The sequence below is a fragment of the Ochrobactrum sp. P6BSIII genome, assembly GCF_014138065.1.
Classification (GTDB): Bacteria; Pseudomonadota; Alphaproteobacteria; order Rhizobiales; family Rhizobiaceae; genus Brucella.
Map to the genome: position 1 here is coordinate 129,582 of NZ_JACGXB010000010.1, position 17,690 is coordinate 147,271.

The following is a 17,690-nucleotide window of genomic DNA, read 5'->3' on the forward strand; positions in this document are numbered from 1 at the left end:
TCCTACGCATCGAAGCGGGATTAGAAATCAGTCCAGTGAACTGATTTCCCCGCGTAGGCGCTACGCACTTTTGCTGGAAATGCTCTAGTGCTTCTGGTCGGCGTAGCGAGCGAGACTGGAAAAGGCCAGCACGACCAGAAGCAGTGCTGGCAGCGCGATAAACACCACGCCGAAGCCGCTATGGCTGGCGACAAAGCCGATCAGCGACGGGGCCACCAGCATGCCGGAATAGCCAAGCGTCGTTGCAATCGACAGGCCGACGCTTGGGTTTACGCCCGGCATGTTACCAGCCATCGAAAAGGCGATCGGCACCATGTTGGAAATGCCGATGCCGCAAATGGCGAAGCCGACCAGCGACACATAAGGATCGGTGGAAAAGCCGACGATCAACATGCCGATAATGGCAATCACCGTGCAGACACGCAACGTCCGCACTGCGCCGAAACGGTCGCGCACCAGATCGCCCGCAAAGCGCATTACCGCCATGGAGAAGGAGAAGGCCGCAAAGCCGAAGCCCGCCAGCGTCACCGACGCGCCCAGATCCTGGCGCATATGATAGGCGCTCCAGTCAATGATTGCCCCTTCCGGCACCATAGAGAAAAGCGCCATCACACCAACCAGCCAGGGCAGCGGATTGCGTGGCAAGGTCAGCTTCTGCTTCTCGCCGCTCGGGTGATGGAACTTGTCGGCGATAACCGATGGCCACGCGACAGCGATCAGCCCCGCCGCAACAACGGTCGACACCAGCGCGTGAACAGTCGAGCCGAACTGCGCGATGAGAAAGCCGCCGCTTGCCGCGCCGATAAGCCCGCCAAGGCTCCAGAAGGCATGACAGGACGACATGATGGCGCGGCGCATGGATTTCTCCACGGCGACCGCATTGGCATTCATCGCCACATCCATCGCAGCCATGGTACCACCAAAATAGAACATCACGATCACGGCGGTGACGACATTCGGCACCAGAGCAATGATCAGCAGAGCCGGAATGAAGGCGAGCGCGAAAATGCGCACCACAGCACCGGAACCGCGCTGCGCCGACAAAGCCCCGGCCACCGGCATCATGGATAGCGAGCCGATGCCGAAGACGAGGATCATCAGTCCCATGCCTGCGCTATCCAGCCCAAGGCGTGCGGCGAATTCCGGAATTTTCGGCGCCCAGCCGCCGAAAATATAACCGTTTGCCAGAAAGAGCAGCGCAACAGCAATACGCTCTTTGGTGATCATCGGCGCGCGTGACAGCGCGGTATCTTCCCGTCCGGAAACCTGTTCCATGTATCCCTCAGCCACGGCCTGCTGCCGCGCGTAGTATATTCACGCTCGCCGCGATAAAGGGCGCGAGCAATTCTTCATCAGCATCCTGTTCAACAGCCATGACGCCGATATCGTCCAGTGAGACGACATCGTGCGCTGCGACAGTGCCAAGCTTGTCATTGGTGATCGCCAGTACGACAGACCGGCTGCGGCTGGCAATGGTGCGCTTGAACTCGGCATCGTCCAGAAAAAGCGCCGTGACGCCGATTTCCGCCGCAACACCGCAGGCGCCCAGCACACAAAGATCGGGACGCAACAGTTCCGCATCACGCAAGGCGCGTGCGCCAACCGCAGCGCTGACACGGCGATCAATCGGCCCGCCGATCATGATCAATTCAATATCGGGCGCAGCAAGCAGAATAGTGGCAATCGACGGCGTATTCGTGACAACTGTCAGCGCCTCCCCGCGTTCCACCATAAGACGCGCCAAAGCCGTATTGACCGAAGAAGCATCCAGAAACACCGTCATGCCCGGCTTAATCAGGCCGAGCAGTACATCCGCCAGCGCCGCCTTGGCCTCCGTGCGCTCCACGTCGCGCTCAGCCAGCGACAGCGTTGACGGTGCAGCTTTCAGAGCACCGCCGTAAACACGCTTGCATAGCCCCGCAGCCGCCATTTCGCGCAAGTCGCGCCGGATCGTATCTTCCGACACACCAAAGCTCTCGGCCAGCTCAGCCGCCAGCACGCGGCCCGACTGTTGCAACAGGTCCTGAATGCGCGCCTGTCTTTCATGAAGCAAAAGCTCCGTCGCCACTTATCTCTCCTAACGCGCATAAACATGCATAAATCGGCACAAACATGCATATCAGAATTTGCGCGTACTGCAAGCGCAAACAAATGCCGCGCCTTTTAAGGGGCGCGGCATTTTCAATATTGGTGGTCAGAGGAATAGGCTTCTCTTTCCCTCATCCTGAGGAGCCGTTGAAAACGGCGTCTCGAAGGGCGAGGGAAACGCACAGCGCCTGCCCTCGTCCTTCGACAAGCTCAGGATGAGGGGGAAGCGTGGTGCACATGGAGCTTGAAATCATCCGGCTCGGGCAAACTATTCCGAATACACAATCAGCAGGTCCTTCGCGTCGATCTGCTCGCCAGGCCGTACCAGCACTTCGGCAATCACACCGTCGCGCTCGGCATGAATGGCCGTTTCCATCTTCATGGCCTCGATGGAGAGCAGCACATCGCCCTGCGAAACCTTCTGGCCACTGGCGACGGCAACCGTCGAGATGACACCCGGCATCGGCGCGCCGACCTGATTGTCATTGCCAGTTTCCACCTTGCGACGGACACCGCCAGAGGCGCCCTTAGCGCGGTTCGGCACCTTGATGCGGCGCGGCTGACCGTTCAGCTCGAAGAACACGGTGACCATGCCCTTTTCGTCGGTCTCGCTCATCGCCTGATTGACGATCACTAGCGTCTTGCCGCGCTCCAGATCGACAAAGACTTCTTCCTCCGGCTTGAGGCCGTAGAAATAAACCGGCGTCGGCAGAACACTTGTCGGACCGTAGGTTTCCTGCGCGGCAGCGAAATCCGTGAAGACTTTCGGATACATCAACGCCGAAGCGAACTCCTGATCGTCGATCTTGCGACCCACGGTTTCCTCAAACCCGTTACGCTCCGCATCGAGATCGGCGGCAGGCAGCAGCGAGCCGGGACGCACAGTGAACGGCTTTTCGCCCTTCAGCACTTTCTTCTGAAGCGCTGCCGGCCAGCCCGAAGGCGGCTGTCCAAGATCGCCGCGCATCATCGACACCACGGAATCCGGGAAGGCTATATCCTTGTCCGGATTCTCGACATCGCTGACATCCAGATCCTGGCTGACCATCATCAGCGCCATATCGCCCACCACCTTGGAGGACGGCGTGACCTTAACGATATCGCCAAACATGCGGTTCACATCGGCATAGGCCTGCGCCACTTCATGCCAGCGGGTTTCAAGCCCGAGCGAACGCGCCTGTTCCTTGAGATTGGTGAACTGGCCGCCCGGCATTTCGTGCAGATAGACTTCCGAAGCCGGTCCCTTGAGGTCACTTTCAAAGCCCGCATATTGATTGCGCACGGCTTCCCAATAGAACGAAATGCGGCGGATCGATTCCGGATCGAGACCCGGATCACGCTCGGCACCGTGCAGTGCTTCCACGATGGAGCCAAGGCAAGGCTGCGATGTGTTGCCGGACAAGGCATCCATGGCCGCATCGACCACATCGACACCCGCATCCACCGCCGCCAGCACCGTCGCAGCGGAAATGCCGGAGGTGTCATGGGTGTGGAAATGGATCGGCAGATCGGTTTCCTCACGCAGCGCCTTGAACAGCACCCGCGCCGCAGCAGGCTTCAACAGGCCAGCCATATCCTTGACGGCGATGATATGCGCGCCCGCCTTTTCAACCTCTTTCGCCAGATTGACGTAATATTTGAGGTCATATTTGGCGCGTTCCGGGTTCAGAATATCGCCGGTGTAGCAGATCGCCGCTTCACAGAGCTTGTTTTCCTCCAGCACCGCATCCATCGAGACGCGCATGTTCTCAACCCAGTTGAGGCTGTCGAACACGCGGAACAGATCGATGCCGCCACGCGCGGCTTCCCGCACGAAATACTTCACCACATTGTCCGGATAGGACTTGTAGCCTACGCCATTGGCGCCACGCAGCAGCATTTGCAGAAGCAGGTTCGGCGCACCTTCGCGCACTTGCGCCAGACGTTCCCAAGGATCTTCCGTCAGGAAGCGCATCGACACGTCGAAGGTCGCCCCGCCCCAGCATTCCAGCGAGAACAGGTTCGGCAGCGCCTGCGCATAGGTGTTGGCAATGCGCGCAATATCATAGGTGCGTACACGCGTGGCCAGCAGCGACTGATGCCCGTCGCGCATCGTCGTATCGGTGACGAGAACGCGCTTTTCGTTGCGCACCCATTCGGCAAACTTCTTCGGTCCGAGACTGTCCAGAAGCTGCTTGGTGCCATCCGCAACCGGCGTGTCACCAAACCACGGCACGCGCGGCTTTGCAGCATCCTTAGCCGGCTTCGCACGCCCCTTGGTTTCAGGATGACCGTTGACGGTCACATCGGCAATATAGGTCAGAAGCTTGGTGGCACGGTCCTGACGCTTTACCTGCTCGAACAGTTCCGGCGTCGTATCAATGAAGCGGGTCGTATAATCATTCGACAGGAACTTCGGATGATTGATGATCGCTTCAAGGAAGGTGAGATTCGTCGCCACACCGCGAATACGGAATTCACGCAGCGCACGATCCATGCGGCGAATGGCTTCCAGCGGCGTCGCGCCAGAAGCCGTGACCTTCACCAGCAGCGGATCGTAATAGCGCGTGATGAACGCGCCCGAATAGGCCGTGCCGCCATCAAGGCGGATGCCGAAGCCCGACGCCGAACGGTAAGCCTGAATGCGCCCGTAATCGGGGATGAAATTCTGTTCCGGATCTTCCGTCGTGATACGGCACTGGAGGGCATGGCCGTTGAGACGAATATCTTCCTGACGCGGTACGCCTGATTCTGGCGTGCCGATGGCAAAACCTTCCAGAATATGGATCTGCGCCTTGACGATATCGATGCCAGTCACCTGCTCGGTGACGGTATGCTCAACCTGAATGCGCGGATTGACCTCGATGAAATAGAACTTGCCGCTATCGGCATCCATCAGGAATTCCACCGTGCCCGCGCCGATATAATCGGTCGCATGCGCGATCTTCAGGCCGTAATCTGCCAGTTCCTGACGCTGCGCGTCGTTGAGATAAGGGGCTGGCGCGCGCTCCACGACTTTCTGGTTGCGCCGCTGGATGGAACAGTCGCGCTCGAAAAGATGCACGGCATTGCCATGCGTATCGCCCAGAATCTGCACCTCGACATGGCGGGCGCGTTCAATGAGCTTTTCGAGATAGACCTCATCCTTACCGAAAGCCGCCTTGGCTTCGCGCTTGGCTTCCGTGACCTCGCGGGCAATATCGGCTTCGGAGCGAATGGCGCGCATGCCGCGACCGCCGCCGCCCCAGCTTGCCTTGAGCATGACCGGGTAGCCGACCTGCGCTGCAAGCTTCTTGACCTCTTCCATATCGTCCGGCAGCGGATCAGTGGCTGGCACCACCGGAACGCCAATTTCGATGGCCAGATTGCGCGCAGCAACCTTGTTGCCAAGACGGCGCATGGTTTCCGGCTTCGGTCCGATGAAGATGATGCCGTTTTCGGCACAGGCTTCGGCGAATTCCGGGCTTTCCGACAGAAGGCCATAGCCCGGATGAATGGCGTCTGCGCCCGAAAGCTTGGCGACGCGGATGATCTCATCGATCGACAGATAGCTTTCGATGGGCCCCAGATCGCGAGGCAGATGCGGCCCGCGCCCGACCTGATAGCTCTCGTCCGCTTTAAAGCGATGCAGGGAAAGTTTGTCCTCCTCAGCCCATATGGCCACCGTTTTGAGCCCCAGCTCGTTGGCGGCGCGGAATACGCGAATTGCGATTTCGGATCGATTGGCGACCAGAATTTTCCTGATAGGCAAGGCAGATCTCCCTTACTGCAATGACGAAGGCGCCATTGCTTACCTTGCAATATGATCAAGCGCAAACAAACTGTGCAACCACCAATTAAAAACAGAATGCCCGACCAAAAGCCGGGCATTCTGATTAATTTTATAGCAATTTATGCCAATATATCAGGCACAAGAGAGGTTCCTACTGTGAAGCAATCATCAGAACTACTCTATGCATTATCCAACGCATCGAAGCGGGATCAGAAATCAGTCCAGTGAACTGATTTCCTCGCGTAGACGCTTCGCAGTTTTGCTGGAAATGCTCCATTACTTCTGGAAGTAGTTATACTTGCCGTCTTCACCCTTGCGCCACTCGAACATGACATAAGGCGAAAGGCTCGGATCGCCCTTCTTGTCGAAGGAGATTTCACCCAGAACAGTCTTGAACGGACCCTTGTCCTTCATTGCGGTTGCAACTTCCTGCGGATCGTTGCTGCCAGCTGCATTGGCGGCGCTGACAAGCGACTGCACACCGGCATAGGCGTAGAAGGTGTAAGCTTCCGGCTCAAAACCCTTGTCGCGGAACGCCTTGATGAGTTCAGCGTTCGACTTGTCGTCGCGCGGGTCCGGTCCGAAGGTGTTCATGACACCAGCCACTGCATCGCCGGCGATCGAAGCCAGTTCGTTGGAAACGATACCATCACCCGAAATGAACTGCGCCTTGAGGCCCTGATCGGCCATCTGACGGATCAAAAGACCGGCTTCAGGGTGCATACCGCCCCAATAGACAGCGGTAATGCCTGCAGCCTTCATCTTGGAAATCAGCGCCGAGAAATCCTTGTCGCCCTGGTTCACGCCTTCATAAAGCGTTTCCTTCATGCCGTTCTCGTTGAGCGACTTCTTGGTCTCATCGGCGAGGCCCTGACCATAAGGCGTCTTATCATGCAGGATGGCAACCTTGCCGTCCTTGTAATGGTCGGCCAAGTACTTGCCGGCAACGATACCCTGCTGGTCATCACGACGGCAGGTGCGGAAGGTGTTCCACAGTTCACGCTCGGTGAAGGTCGGGTTGGTGGTGCCCGGTGCGATCATCAACACGCCGTTTTCGGCATAGATGTCTGAAGTCGGAATGCTGACGCCGGAATTGAAGTGACCGATGACAAACTGAACGCCATCGCCAACGAACTTGTTGGCAACCGAAATGCCCTGCTTCGGGTCGGCGGCATCATCGCCATAAACGATGCTGATCTTTTCGCCATTCATGCCACCCTTGGCATTAGCTTCTGCGACAGCGGCTTCAACGCCGCGCTTGATCTGTTCGCCAAAGGCTGCCTGGCTGCCTGTCAGAGGCGCGCCAACACCGACCATCACATCGGCAAAGGCTGCGCCGCCAAAAGCGACCAGAGCCGAAAGGCAAACTCCGCAGAACAAAGACTTTTTCATTTCGATTACTCCCACTTCAAACGCATCCAGTGAAAACCAAGCCACTGGCACCACTCTGTCTCATTGTTATCGCGCATTATCCGACGCAATACCGCTGCGCAGTTTTGCTGGAAATGCTCCAGGCACCCTGCCGCCAGACAACAATCCCGGCGACCAAATGCGAATTAGAATGCGCACCCCCGGCAGGAATCGCAGCAGACGCTGCAAACCGCATGAGAAAACCGATATTCCATATGCCCGTTGCCGGACGCAGTTTGGGGGAAATAAAACACCTCCGCCCGAATGACCGGCCTCCTCCCCAGAAGGCGAGATTAAACGTAGAGAATCACGCTACGCAAAATCACATAGACAGGTAAATTCGCATAGCCATAAAAGTAAAGCATAGAAATCAACTACTTTCGGCGTTTTCCGCATGAGTTTATGCGGCTGCGGCGGCCTCCGCAAAATCGCCCCCGCCACAACCGACGCAACCCATTGTTTTAAATAAATATTCCATTCTCCAGTCCGCACATGCCTATCAACGCAATGCGGTATCACTCATCAATAAGAGTCAGCTACTTTTTACAAACCTATATTAGATGGCAGAAAGCAAAAATGCCCGGCACGATGGCCGGGCATTTTCCAATTACGCAATAATGCTGCGTTATTACTTCTGCTGAATGTAGGTATATTTCCCGTCAGCGCCTTTTTCCCACTTGTACATAACGTAACCTGGGAGCTTCGGATCGCCCTTTTCATCATAGGAAATATCGCCGAGCACGGTCTTGAACGGACCCTTTGCCTTCAGCGCCTTCGCAACTTCCTGCGGGTCGTTGCTGGCTGCAGCCTTGGCGGCCTGAGCAAGCGACTGAACGGCCGCGTAGGAATAGAGCGTGTAGGCTTCCGGCTCAAAACCGGCGTCGCGGAACTTCTTGACGAGTTCAGCATTGTCCGGGTTGTTGCGCGGATCTGGACCGAAGGTGTTCAGCGTACCGGCAACAGCATCGCCAGCGATGGAAGCCAGTTCGTTCGACACGATACCGTCGCCCGAGATGAACTGAGCCTTGAGGCCCTGGTCAGCCATCTGACGGATGATCAGGCCAGCTTCCGGGTGCAAGCCACCCCAATATACGACAGTGACGCCAGCCTGCTTGAGCTTGGCGATCAGAGCCGAGAAATCCTTTTCGCCGACGTTTACGCCTTCATAAAGGGTTTCCTTGGTGCCGAGCTCGTTCAGCTTCTTCTTGGTTTCGTCGGCAAGGCCCTGACCATATGGGGTCTTGTCGTGAATGACGGCGATCTTCGCGTCCTTGAAGTGGTCGAAGATGTACTGGCCGGCAACGATACCCTGCTGGTCATCACGGCCGCAGGTACGGAACGTGTTCCAGAGCTGACGCTCGGTATAGACCGGGTTGGTTGCAGCAGGCGAAATTTCGAGAATGCCGTTTTCGGCATAGACTTCCGAAGCCGGAATCGAAACGCCCGAGTTGAAGTGGCCGACAACATACTTCACGCCATCGGCAGCGAACTTGTTGGCAACCGAAATGCCCTGCTTCGGATCCGAAACGTCGTCGCCGAGCGTAATCGCGATCTTCTCGCCGTTGATGCCGCCAGCATCGTTGATTTCCTTGATGGCGGCTTCGGCGCCTTTCTGGATCTGCGCACCGTAAACGGCATTCGGGCCGGTCAGCGGCGCACCGATGCCCAGAAGTACATCAGCCCATGCAGAGCCGCCAAAAGCCATCACAGCAGCAAGAGCCACGCCCGAAAAAAGATACTTCTTCATTTTTGGAACTCCCATCCTTGTATTTACCCCGAAGCGATGTTTTAGCACCGCCTTATTATCTTGCTGAATACTCAGCAATATCTACGCTGAATCATAGTACTGTCAACGTGATCTTTTAAAAAAAGCTCCGCCGCGAACGGCGAAGCTTCGAATTATTTTGCTTTCCAGCTCAGCGGCGAAGCTTTTTCATAAAGCCAGCCATACTGCCGCACCATTTGTTTGGTGCGCGTGAACTGGAAGCCGATCGTCCCAACGATCATCAGAACGATCGTGTCGACCAGATAATAGTGGAAGGAAAGCAGCGTTCCTTCAAACAGCGCGAAGTGGATGAAACGCACAGCAGCGCCCAGCGGGATCAGATAGACCAGAAGCTGCGGCAAGCTGCGCCAGGTCTGCGCGCAGGCGCGACCTGTCATCCAGGCAGCCCAGCCGCCCAGCACGCACGTGATGAGGAAAAACAGCCAGAAAGACGGTTCTTCGTAGAGAATACCTTGCATGACTTTCTCCTTAATGCCTTCCGCCTTCGAGATAGGCGGCGCGCACTTCCGGATCGGCCAGAAGATCACGGCCAGAGCCGCTCATCGTGATCGATCCGTTGACCATCACATAGCCGCGGTCGGCGAGCTTGAGCGCACCGAATGCGTTCTGCTCGACGAGAAATACCGTCAGGCCCTGTGTGCGGTTCAGTTCCTTGATCGCCTCGAAGATCTGCTTGACGATCAGCGGTGCAAGACCAAGCGAAGGCTCATCGAGAAGCAAAAGCTTCGGACGCGCCATCAACGCGCGAGCGATGGCCAGCATCTGCTGTTCGCCGCCCGACAGTGTACCGCCACGCTGGCTGATGCGCTCCTTGAGACGCGGGAACAGATCGAACATCAGCTTCACGTCTTCTTCGAAGTACTTCTGATGATCAAGGCTCGCGCCCATCTGGAGATTTTCGAGAACCGTCATGCGCGGGAAGATACGGCGACCTTCCGGCGACTGCGCGATACGCAGCTTGGCAATCTCGTGTGGCGGCATGGACGTAATGTCCTTGCCGTTGAAGAGAACGCGACCGGTGCGTGCCTTCGGCGAACCGAAAATCGTCATCATCAGCGTGGACTTGCCCGCGCCGTTGGCACCGATCAGGGCCACGATTTCGCCCTCGTCCACTGTCAGGTCGATGCCCTTCAGCGCACAGATGTTGCCGTAATAGGTTTCAACCTTTTCAACGGCCAGAAGCGGTTGCTTTTTCTGCATGGGATCAGCCTGCATCATTCGCCTCCCTTCTTCGGCTTGGCCGGAGCTTTTCGGCTTCGCGGCGCCTTTGCGGGAGCAGTCTTGTGGCTCGTCGGAACATCACCGGCTTCGACGCGGCTCGAGAATTCGGTCGCCTGGCCAGCAGCCAGTTGCTTGGCCTGCCCCACCCAGTCTTCACGGGCGATGCGGCCATCGAATTCCAGATAGGTTTCGGCCTGCTTGATGTCAGCTTCGGACCATGCGGCGATCTGATCGAAATGATAGATGCCGTGCTCGTTCAGCTTCTTTTCGTTAACCGCACCGATACCCTTCACGAGCGTCAGATTGTCGGCCTTGCCATCGCGAGCCGCTTCCAATCCACCGGCAAGACGGGACACTTCCGCAGCCTTTTCCTGTTCGATCGCTTCTTCGGCAAGCTGCGTCGTAACAAGATCGATGGCATCGGTCACACCAGGCTTGTCCGCCTCGTCAATCAGATCGGCGATTTCCTCGTCGTCGACGCCGAGATAAGCAGCGATAACGCGCGGATCGTTGCGGACTTCTTCCGGCGTGCCGTCAGAAATCTTCGTGCCATATTCCAGCACGATCACGTGGTCGGAAATTTCCATAACCACCGACATATCGTGCTCGATCAGCAGGAGCGACGTTCCCGTATCCTTGCGGATATCAAGCAGAAGCTTGTTCAGCTCAGCCGACTCGCGTGGATTGAGGCCTGCTGCCGGTTCATCGAGGCAGAGAATTTCCGGCTCGGTGCACATGGCGCGGGCGATTTCCAGACGGCGCTGATCGCCATAAGGCAGATCGCCGGCCGGATCGTCTGCGCGCGCAGTCAGATTGATCTTGTCCAGCCAGTAACGCGCCTTTTCGATGGCTTCCTTGGCGGCCTTCTTGTAGCCCGGCAAGCCCAGAAGACCGAGGATCGTGAACCCGGACGACCGCATCAGCGTGTTGTGCTGGGCGACCAGCAGGTTTTCCAGAACGGTCAGGCCTGAGAACAGGCGAATATTCTGGAAGGTACGTGCCACCTTGGCCTGTTTGGTGATCTGGAAATCCGGAAGACGTTCCAGAAGGAAAGTGTCGCCCGTGTTCCGATGCATGGTCAACATCCCGCCCGTTGGCTTGTAAAAGCCGGTGATGCAGTTGAAGACCGTCGTTTTACCGGCCCCGTTCGGGCCAATGAGCGCGGTAATGTCACCACGCTTCACATCGAAGCTCAGATCGTTGATGGCGACGAGGCCACCAAAGCGCATCGACAGATGCTCAACCTGAAGAACGGTGTCTTTCTGAACCAGGTTTTTCTGAACATTGTCAGACATTGTCGCTGTCTCCGCCATCAGCCGTGCCCTTCCTTGGTAAAGGCACCCGACACCATCTTCTTTGCATGCAGGAACGCGCTTGGTTCTCGGCTTCCGACAAAGCCACGCGGTTTCCAGACCATGACGACCACCATAGCGAGGCCGAAGATCAGCATGCGATAGAGTTCCGGCGTAAAGTCGGGACCGAAGATCACCTTCAGGAAGCCCATTTCGCGCAGGATTTCCGTGCCGCCGATCATGACGACTGCAGCGATGGCGATACCGACGAGCGACCCCATACCGCCGAGAACGACGATGGCGAGGATAACTGCGGATTCAAGGAACACGAAGGATTCCGGGCTCACAAAGCCCTGACGTGCGGCGAAGAAGGAGCCCGCAAAACCACCGAACATTGCGCCCGTGGCAAAAGCCGTGAGCTTGGTGGTCGTGGTGTTGATGCCGAGCGAACGGCAGGCGATTTCGTCTTCACGCAGCGCTTCCCATGCACGGCCAACCGGCATGCGGCGCAGACGGATCGTAACCCAGGCAGTCAGAAGCGCCAGCAGCAGAATGACGTAATAAAGGAAGAACTTGTAATGCGCCGGCGAGAAAGCAATTCCCATATGTGCGGCAAAACCATCCGGACCGGCCTTGAACGGCAGACCGAAGAAGGTTGCCTTGGCAATGCCCGAAATACCGAAGGTGCCCTTGGTGAGATCGGTCCAGTTGATGAGCACCAGACGGATGATTTCACCGAAAGCCAGCGTCACGATGGCAAGATAGTCACCGCGCAGACGCAAGACCGGGAAGCCCAGAATGACGCCCCATGTCGCGGCCAGAATGCCAGCCATGGGAAGCAGCATCCAGAACGACAGGCCGAAATAGCTCGAGAGGATCGCGTAGGAATAAGCACCGACAGCGTAGAAGGCCACATAGCCGAGATCGAGCAGACCGGCGAGACCGACAACGATGTTCAACCCCCAGGCCAGCATCACATAGATGAGGATCTGAACGCCGAAATTATCGACCCATTTGAGCGAACCCTGCCAGCCCAGAGCCATGACGATCAGGATCGGATAGGCAAAGAGGAAGGCAACGCCAAGCTTGGAGAAATGAGTGCGGAAGAAGGACTGGCCTTCCGAGGCATCCACCGTGCGCTTGCTTTTGGCGAGTTTGCGCGCCTCCAGCTGCGGCTGCAGGAACGCAACGAACAGGAATCGCCCCACTGCCGCCAGCGCGACCATGACAGCCAAAGCGCCCCAGCGCTGCACCAGCACCAGTTCATTGTTGATATTCTGCTCGGTCTTGAAACCGATGATCAGAACGAAGAGACCCAGCGCCAGCAAACCGGCGATGATACCTTCACGAATGGCCCGGCCAAAAAGGGAATCCGGGCGTGAACTCGACTGTACAGCCATGATTACACCTTTTCGACTTCAGGACGGCCAAGAATACCCGACGGCATGAAGATCAGCACGATCGCCAGGATCGAAAACGCCGCGACATCCTTGTAGTCGATCGAGAAATAAGCCGACCAGAGCGCTTCGATCAGACCGATCAGCAGACCGCCGACAACCGCACCCGGAAGCGAGCCAATACCGCCCAGAACTGCGGCGGTGAACGCCTTGACGCCGGGGATGAACCCGTCGGCGAAGGAAATCACACCGTAGAAGGACAGGTAAAGTGTACCGGCAACGGCTGCGAGCATGGCGCCCATCACGAAGGTGAGCGAAATCACGCGGTCGACATTGATGCCGAGAAGTGCGGCCATCTTGCGGTCTTGCTCACAGGCACGCTGCGCACGACCGAGCGATGTACGATTGACGATGTACCAGAAGATCGCCAGCAGCACCGCCGTTACCACAATGACGACGATCTGCTTGAGCGAAATCGTGACACTGGAACCGAACAGGCTGTACGAGCCGTTCAGGAGCTGCGGAACCGGCTTGTTGCGCGGACCCTGCGTCACCTGGACGAAGTTGGACAAGACGATCGACATGCCGATTGCCGTGATCAGCGGTGCAAGGCGGAACGAACCGCGCAGCGGCCGATAAGCCACGCGCTCGATCGTCCAGCTCCACAAGCCGGTCATGAGCATAGCAACCACCATCATCAGAAGCAGAAGCAGCGCAATCGGCAGTGCTCCGATGAAGGTTGTGATGATTAGAAAAACAATCAGCGCCATAAAGGCGCCGAGCATAAAAACATCGCCATGAGCAAAGTTGATCATGCCAATGATACCATAGACCATCGTGTAGCCGATGGCGATCAGGCCATAGATCGAACCGAGCGCGAGCCCGTTGATCACCTGCTGGAGGAAATATTCCATCGAAAAGCCACCCATTTAACAAGCCGGAATCTTATTGGCGCATCATTATTTCGTGCACCCTCATTTTTTTCCCGGTCGATTACACCTAACGGCTGCATCAAGGAATGCAAGCCCCTTTCGTCTTAAACAAAAGACTAATTGCTTCATCCTTCTGCAAACCAGTTATGTCCCCTACTAAACGCCCCTTTCGCGTCCTTTTCTACCGAAACGGACGCCTTATCCCATGTTTTCCCCGAAGCCTCAAAGGGCAAGAAATTGGGTGGTTGGCCGCTTTTGGCCAACCGTACCCGTTTTACGCAACTGTGAAACCGTGAGCAAACGGATCCCGGTCATCGATGAAGATGGTATTATAACCTGTCATGCGTGCCCAGCCCGCAATTGACGGGATAATTCCCGGCAGGACGGTATCTTGACCCGATGCTGGGCCCGTGACTTCCACTGCACGCTCGACGCGACCGTGGAACAACGAACCGATGATGGATTCATGCACGAATTCATCGCCCGGCTTCAGCTTGCCCTTGGCGGTGAGCTGCGCCATGCGTGCCGAGGTGCCAGTGCCGCAAGGCGAACGGTCGATGGCCTTGTCGCCATAAAAGACGGCGTTGCGGGCATGGGCTTCCGGCTTGGTCGGCTTGCCGGTCCAAAGGATATGCGTCAGACGGTTGATATCGGCCAGCAGTGGGTGCTGGAACTTGTATTTCTCGTTGAGACGCTGGCGCAGAACCGGGCTCCAGGCGATCAGCTGCAAGGCGCTGTAATCGGCCATGTCGGTGTAGTTGTCCTGCGGCTCGACGATGGCATAGAAATTACCGCCATAAGCCACATCGACCTTGAGCGTACCGAGATCAGGGCATTCCACTTCCATGCCCTCGGCATAGAGGAAAGCCGGAACATTGGTGAGGCGCACGCGCTCCACATACTGGCCGTTCTGCTCATATTCGATGGCAACCAGACCGGCTGGCGTATCGAGGTTGAGTTTGCCGGGCGTCTTCGGCGTGACGAGGCCCTGTTCAATGGCCATGGTCACCGTACCGATGGTGCCGTGACCGCACATGGGCAAGCAACCGGAGGTCTCGATGAACAGCACCGCCACATCGCAATCCGGGCGCGTCGGCGGATAGAGGATCGATCCCGACATCATGTCGTGGCCGCGTGGTTCGAACATCAGGCCGGTGCGGATCCAGTCAAACTCGCGCAGAAAATGCGCGCGCTTTTCCATCATGGTCGAACCTTCGAGGTTCGGGCCGCCGCCGGCAACCAGACGCACAGGGTTACCGCATGTATGTCCGTCGACGCAGAAAAAGGAATGTCTTGCCATGATGGTCAGTTCCGAAAACGTTGAGGCTTGAATGGTTCGATGTCGATTGCAGGCTTCGCACCGGTGATCAGATCGCGGATGAGGCGTCCGGTCGCTGCCGATTGCGTGAGGCCAAGATGGCCGTGGCCGAAGCCGTAGAAAATATTTCCGCCCGACGATGCGCGGCCGATAACAGGCACTGAGTCCGGAATGGACGGACGATAGCCCATCCACTCGCGTCCGCCTTCAGTCTTGAGGCCGGGCAGGAAGCGGGAAGCCTTGGTCAGCATCGCTTTGGAGCGCGCATAATTCGGCGGCAGATCAAGCCCGCCGAATTCAACCGCGCCGCCAACGCGCAATCCTGTCGCCATTGGCGTGACGACGAAACCGTGACTTGGGAAAGTGAGCTGTCGCTTCACATCGAAAGACCCCACCGGCAATGTGGTGTTGTAACCGCGTTCGGTGTCGAGCGGCACCGCGTCGCCGAACCCCTTGGCGAAATCGCGTGAGAAGGCGCCGGTCATCACGATGAGGTTCTTCGCGTTGATTTCGGTGCCGTCTTCAAGACGCACACGCGCGCCGCCATCTGCCGGTTGCGCGCTCGTCACTTTCGCTTTCAGGAAGCGTGCGCCAAGGCGCTCCGCATAGGCCCAGACAGCCTGTCCGAACAGTTTCGGGTCGCTGACATTTTTCCAGCCGGGCACGAAGGTTCCGGCCACGATGCGCGGGCTCAGACCCGGCTGCAATTCGGCCAGCCGCGCACCATGGACATGCTCATGCGCAATGCCAGCCTTCTCGCGAATGTCCCAGCTTGGCAGAGCAGCGTTCAGCTCGGCTTCGCTTTCATAGAGTTCCAGATTGCCGTTTTCCTGCAGACGGTCGCGCAACTCGGCGCGGTCGATCAGCGCCAGCATTTCGCTTGCCGCAAGCCGCATGATATTGGCCTGCGTGACAGCGGTTTTCTCCAGCGCTTCGGCGCTGCTGGCGCGCCAGAATTGATACAGCCACGGCACCATTTTCGGGAAATAGGACGGGCGAATGGAGAACGGTCCCAGCGGGTCCATCAGCCAGCCCGGTACCTTGCGCATGACACCCTTGGAAGCCAGCGGCAGAATTTCGGAAAAGGCGAGCGCCGCAGCATTGCCGGAACTCGTTTCCTCGCAAATGCCCGTGCGATCAATGACGAGCACGTCACGCCCGGCTTCGGTCAGGAGAGCTGCCGTCACAGAACCGACAATGCCGCCGCCGATGATAACAATATCCTGCTGTCCCATTTTTTGCTGCTTGTTGGGATCAGATTTCATTCTTGTGCGGCTCCCCACCGATCCTTATGAGAGGCGTCATCACGGATGGAGCCCCTTGTCTTTGTCAATACCGGTTACCCGGTGCCCGAATTTCTTGCTTGCAATCCATGCCTGTCTGGCACAATGCGGGTTCGAAATCAGAGCGACTTTGAAATCGGAGCGCCAGCCCGTCTAACAAAATTTTGGAATAACACTATGCCGAAACCCGGTTAAAGCAAGCGGAGGCCCGGCATGGCTGCACCCTTGGTCCGTATTGATATATCAGAGATATATTTGTAGGATTGTTTCATGTCAATTGCCATCATGCAGGACACTGGACCCGATGACACAGACGAGCCTCCGCGAGCGGTCAATGAAAAGCGCCACCGGCAAACTGACAACCGCCATTGACGGCCTAGGCGGCGAAAGCCTTGCCGATCAGGCCTATCGCACGCTTGAACGCATGATCGTGACACTCGAACTGGAGCCGGGAGCTGTCGTCAACGAACGCACGCTCATCGAGCTGACAGGAATGGGGCGCACACCGCTGCGTGAAGCCATTCAGCGGCTTGCCTGGGAAGGACTGATGGAAGTCCGCCCCCGTTCCGGCATTGCGATCGCGCCGATTGACCCGAAGGATTTTGCCAAGGTGCTGGATGCCCGCGAAGGCGTCGAACGTGTGTTGGCGCGCGATGCGGCCCGCTTTGGTAGTCCGCGCGATTATCAACGGCTGGAGGCGGCCGCCGCTGCCATGCGGAAGGCCATCCCGGATGAGGACGTGCAGTCATTTCTCGATGCCGACAAGGCCTTCGACATCGTTCTCGGCACCGCGGCCAACAATCCCTATGCGACCCGTCTGGCGGCCCCGCTTCAGACGCATAGCCGTCGCTTCTGGTTCCGCTTGCGCCCATCGGCCAGCATTACCGGCTCCGCCCATGCCCATGCCGCGCTCATCGAAGCCATTGTGTCCCGCGAACCGGAGCGCGCCAGCAATACCGCAAGTGAACTGATGGAATATCTGCGCACGCTTGCACCCTAACGCATACGGGAACTTCTACGCGAGCGCTCTGTCGTTCTCACGCCGTAGGAGGCCGATGCATTGGTATCGAAAACCATGCCGTCATCCGTATTCACATCGTTGAGCGCCCGCGCATAGGAATGCCGGGTGCCATGGCGCATATCCTTCGCCTGCACCGAAACGATGGAAACAATGGCCATGAGGCCCACCAGGGTCTGGGTCGAATAACGCAT

The 17,690-nt window shown here is 57.5% G+C and carries 14 protein-coding genes; 1 reads left to right on the forward strand and 13 read right to left on the reverse strand.

Annotated features, from left to right (window positions below):
- Nucleotides 1–84: 84 nt before the first annotated feature.
- The 12 genes from FHW00_RS15445 to FHW00_RS15500 form a co-directional block, all read right to left on the reverse strand.
- Nucleotides 85–1,275: an MFS transporter gene (locus FHW00_RS15445; protein WP_078339535.1), complete on the reverse strand. Its 1,191-nt coding sequence runs from the start codon at nt 1,273–1,275 to the stop codon at nt 85–87.
- A gap of 7 nt (nt 1,276–1,282) precedes the next feature.
- The gene (locus tag FHW00_RS15450; protein WP_078339536.1) at nt 1,283–2,068 is read right to left on the reverse strand and encodes a DeoR/GlpR family DNA-binding transcription regulator; all 786 of its coding nucleotides are present in this window, start codon (nt 2,066–2,068) and stop codon (nt 1,283–1,285) included.
- A 288-nt stretch (nt 2,069–2,356) separates the two neighbouring features.
- Nucleotides 2,357–5,818, reverse strand: a complete 3,462-nt coding sequence (pyc, locus tag FHW00_RS15455) for a pyruvate carboxylase (protein ID WP_182514665.1) — start codon at nt 5,816–5,818, stop codon at nt 2,357–2,359.
- A 297-nt stretch (nt 5,819–6,115) separates the two neighbouring features.
- On the reverse strand, nt 6,116–7,231 hold the full coding sequence (locus FHW00_RS15460; RefSeq protein ID WP_078339537.1) for a branched-chain amino acid ABC transporter substrate-binding protein: 1,116 nt from the start codon (nt 7,229–7,231) through the stop codon (nt 6,116–6,118).
- Nucleotides 7,232–7,877: 646 nt separating this feature from the next.
- Nucleotides 7,878–8,996: a branched-chain amino acid ABC transporter substrate-binding protein gene (locus tag FHW00_RS15465; RefSeq protein WP_078339538.1), complete on the reverse strand. Its 1,119-nt coding sequence runs from the start codon at nt 8,994–8,996 to the stop codon at nt 7,878–7,880.
- 152 nt (nt 8,997–9,148) lie between these two features.
- Nucleotides 9,149–9,493, reverse strand: coding sequence for a DUF6867 family protein (locus tag FHW00_RS15470; protein ID WP_078339539.1), 345 nt, complete (start codon nt 9,491–9,493; stop codon nt 9,149–9,151).
- 10 nt (nt 9,494–9,503) lie between these two features.
- A complete protein-coding gene (locus FHW00_RS15475; RefSeq protein ID WP_078339540.1) occupies nt 9,504–10,250 on the reverse strand; it encodes an ABC transporter ATP-binding protein in 747 nt (248 codons plus the stop codon).
- The gene (locus FHW00_RS15480) at nt 10,250–11,569 is read right to left on the reverse strand and encodes an ATP-binding cassette domain-containing protein (RefSeq protein WP_113534753.1); all 1,320 of its coding nucleotides are present in this window, start codon (nt 11,567–11,569) and stop codon (nt 10,250–10,252) included. The genes FHW00_RS15475 and FHW00_RS15480 overlap by 1 nt, the downstream gene beginning before the upstream one ends.
- Nucleotides 11,569–12,948 carry a high-affinity branched-chain amino acid ABC transporter permease LivM gene (gene livM, locus FHW00_RS15485; protein WP_078339541.1) on the reverse strand — a complete coding sequence of 460 codons (1,380 nt, stop codon included), beginning with the start codon at nt 12,946–12,948 and terminating at the stop codon, nt 11,569–11,571. The genes FHW00_RS15480 and livM overlap by 1 nt, the downstream gene beginning before the upstream one ends.
- A gap of 2 nt (nt 12,949–12,950) precedes the next feature.
- On the reverse strand, nt 12,951–13,859 hold the full coding sequence (locus FHW00_RS15490; protein ID WP_078339595.1) for a branched-chain amino acid ABC transporter permease: 909 nt from the start codon (nt 13,857–13,859) through the stop codon (nt 12,951–12,953).
- Nucleotides 13,860–14,151: 292 nt separating this feature from the next.
- Entirely contained in the window at nt 14,152–15,177 is a 1,026-nt protein-coding gene (locus tag FHW00_RS15495; protein ID WP_078339542.1) for a 4-hydroxyproline epimerase, read from the reverse strand.
- Nucleotides 15,178–15,182: 5 nt separating this feature from the next.
- Nucleotides 15,183–16,460, reverse strand: coding sequence for an NAD(P)/FAD-dependent oxidoreductase (locus FHW00_RS15500; protein WP_078339543.1), 1,278 nt, complete (start codon nt 16,458–16,460; stop codon nt 15,183–15,185).
- A 352-nt stretch (nt 16,461–16,812) separates the two neighbouring features.
- Between FHW00_RS15500 and FHW00_RS15505 the strand changes: the two genes are divergently transcribed.
- Complete coding sequence (locus FHW00_RS15505) at nt 16,813–17,478, forward strand: GntR family transcriptional regulator (RefSeq protein ID WP_440630136.1); 666 nt, start codon at nt 16,813–16,815, stop codon at nt 17,476–17,478.
- On the opposite strand, the gene FHW00_RS15510 is transcribed toward FHW00_RS15505, so the two are convergent.
- On the reverse strand, nt 17,475–17,690 hold the full coding sequence (locus tag FHW00_RS15510; protein ID WP_078339545.1) for a hypothetical protein: 216 nt from the start codon (nt 17,688–17,690) through the stop codon (nt 17,475–17,477). The genes FHW00_RS15505 and FHW00_RS15510 overlap by 4 nt on opposite strands.

Excerpts from the sequence above, each read along its gene's own strand:
- FHW00_RS15480 (WP_113534753.1), bottom strand. The coding sequence starts at position 11,569 with ATGGCGGAGACAGCGACAATGTCTGACAATGTTCAGAAAAACCTGGTT.
- FHW00_RS15500 (WP_078339543.1), bottom strand. The coding sequence starts at position 16,460 with ATGAAATCTGATCCCAACAAGCAGCAAAAAATGGGACAGCAGGATATT.
- livM (WP_078339541.1), bottom strand. The coding sequence starts at position 12,948 with ATGGCTGTACAGTCGAGTTCACGCCCGGATTCCCTTTTTGGCCGGGCC.
- FHW00_RS15470 (WP_078339539.1), bottom strand. The coding sequence starts at position 9,493 with ATGCAAGGTATTCTCTACGAAGAACCGTCTTTCTGGCTGTTTTTCCTC.
- FHW00_RS15460 (WP_078339537.1), bottom strand. The coding sequence starts at position 7,231 with ATGAAAAAGTCTTTGTTCTGCGGAGTTTGCCTTTCGGCTCTGGTCGCT.
- FHW00_RS15465 (WP_078339538.1), bottom strand. The coding sequence starts at position 8,996 with ATGAAGAAGTATCTTTTTTCGGGCGTGGCTCTTGCTGCTGTGATGGCT.
- FHW00_RS15505 (WP_440630136.1), top strand. The coding sequence starts at position 16,813 with ATGAAAAGCGCCACCGGCAAACTGACAACCGCCATTGACGGCCTAGGC.
- FHW00_RS15490 (WP_078339595.1), bottom strand. The coding sequence starts at position 13,859 with ATGGAATATTTCCTCCAGCAGGTGATCAACGGGCTCGCGCTCGGTTCG.
- FHW00_RS15445 (WP_078339535.1), bottom strand. The coding sequence starts at position 1,275 with ATGGAACAGGTTTCCGGACGGGAAGATACCGCGCTGTCACGCGCGCCG.
- FHW00_RS15510 (WP_078339545.1), bottom strand. The coding sequence starts at position 17,690 with ATGCGTTATTCGACCCAGACCCTGGTGGGCCTCATGGCCATTGTTTCC.
- FHW00_RS15475 (WP_078339540.1), bottom strand. The coding sequence starts at position 10,250 with ATGCAGGCTGATCCCATGCAGAAAAAGCAACCGCTTCTGGCCGTTGAA.
- FHW00_RS15495 (WP_078339542.1), bottom strand. The coding sequence starts at position 15,177 with ATGGCAAGACATTCCTTTTTCTGCGTCGACGGACATACATGCGGTAAC.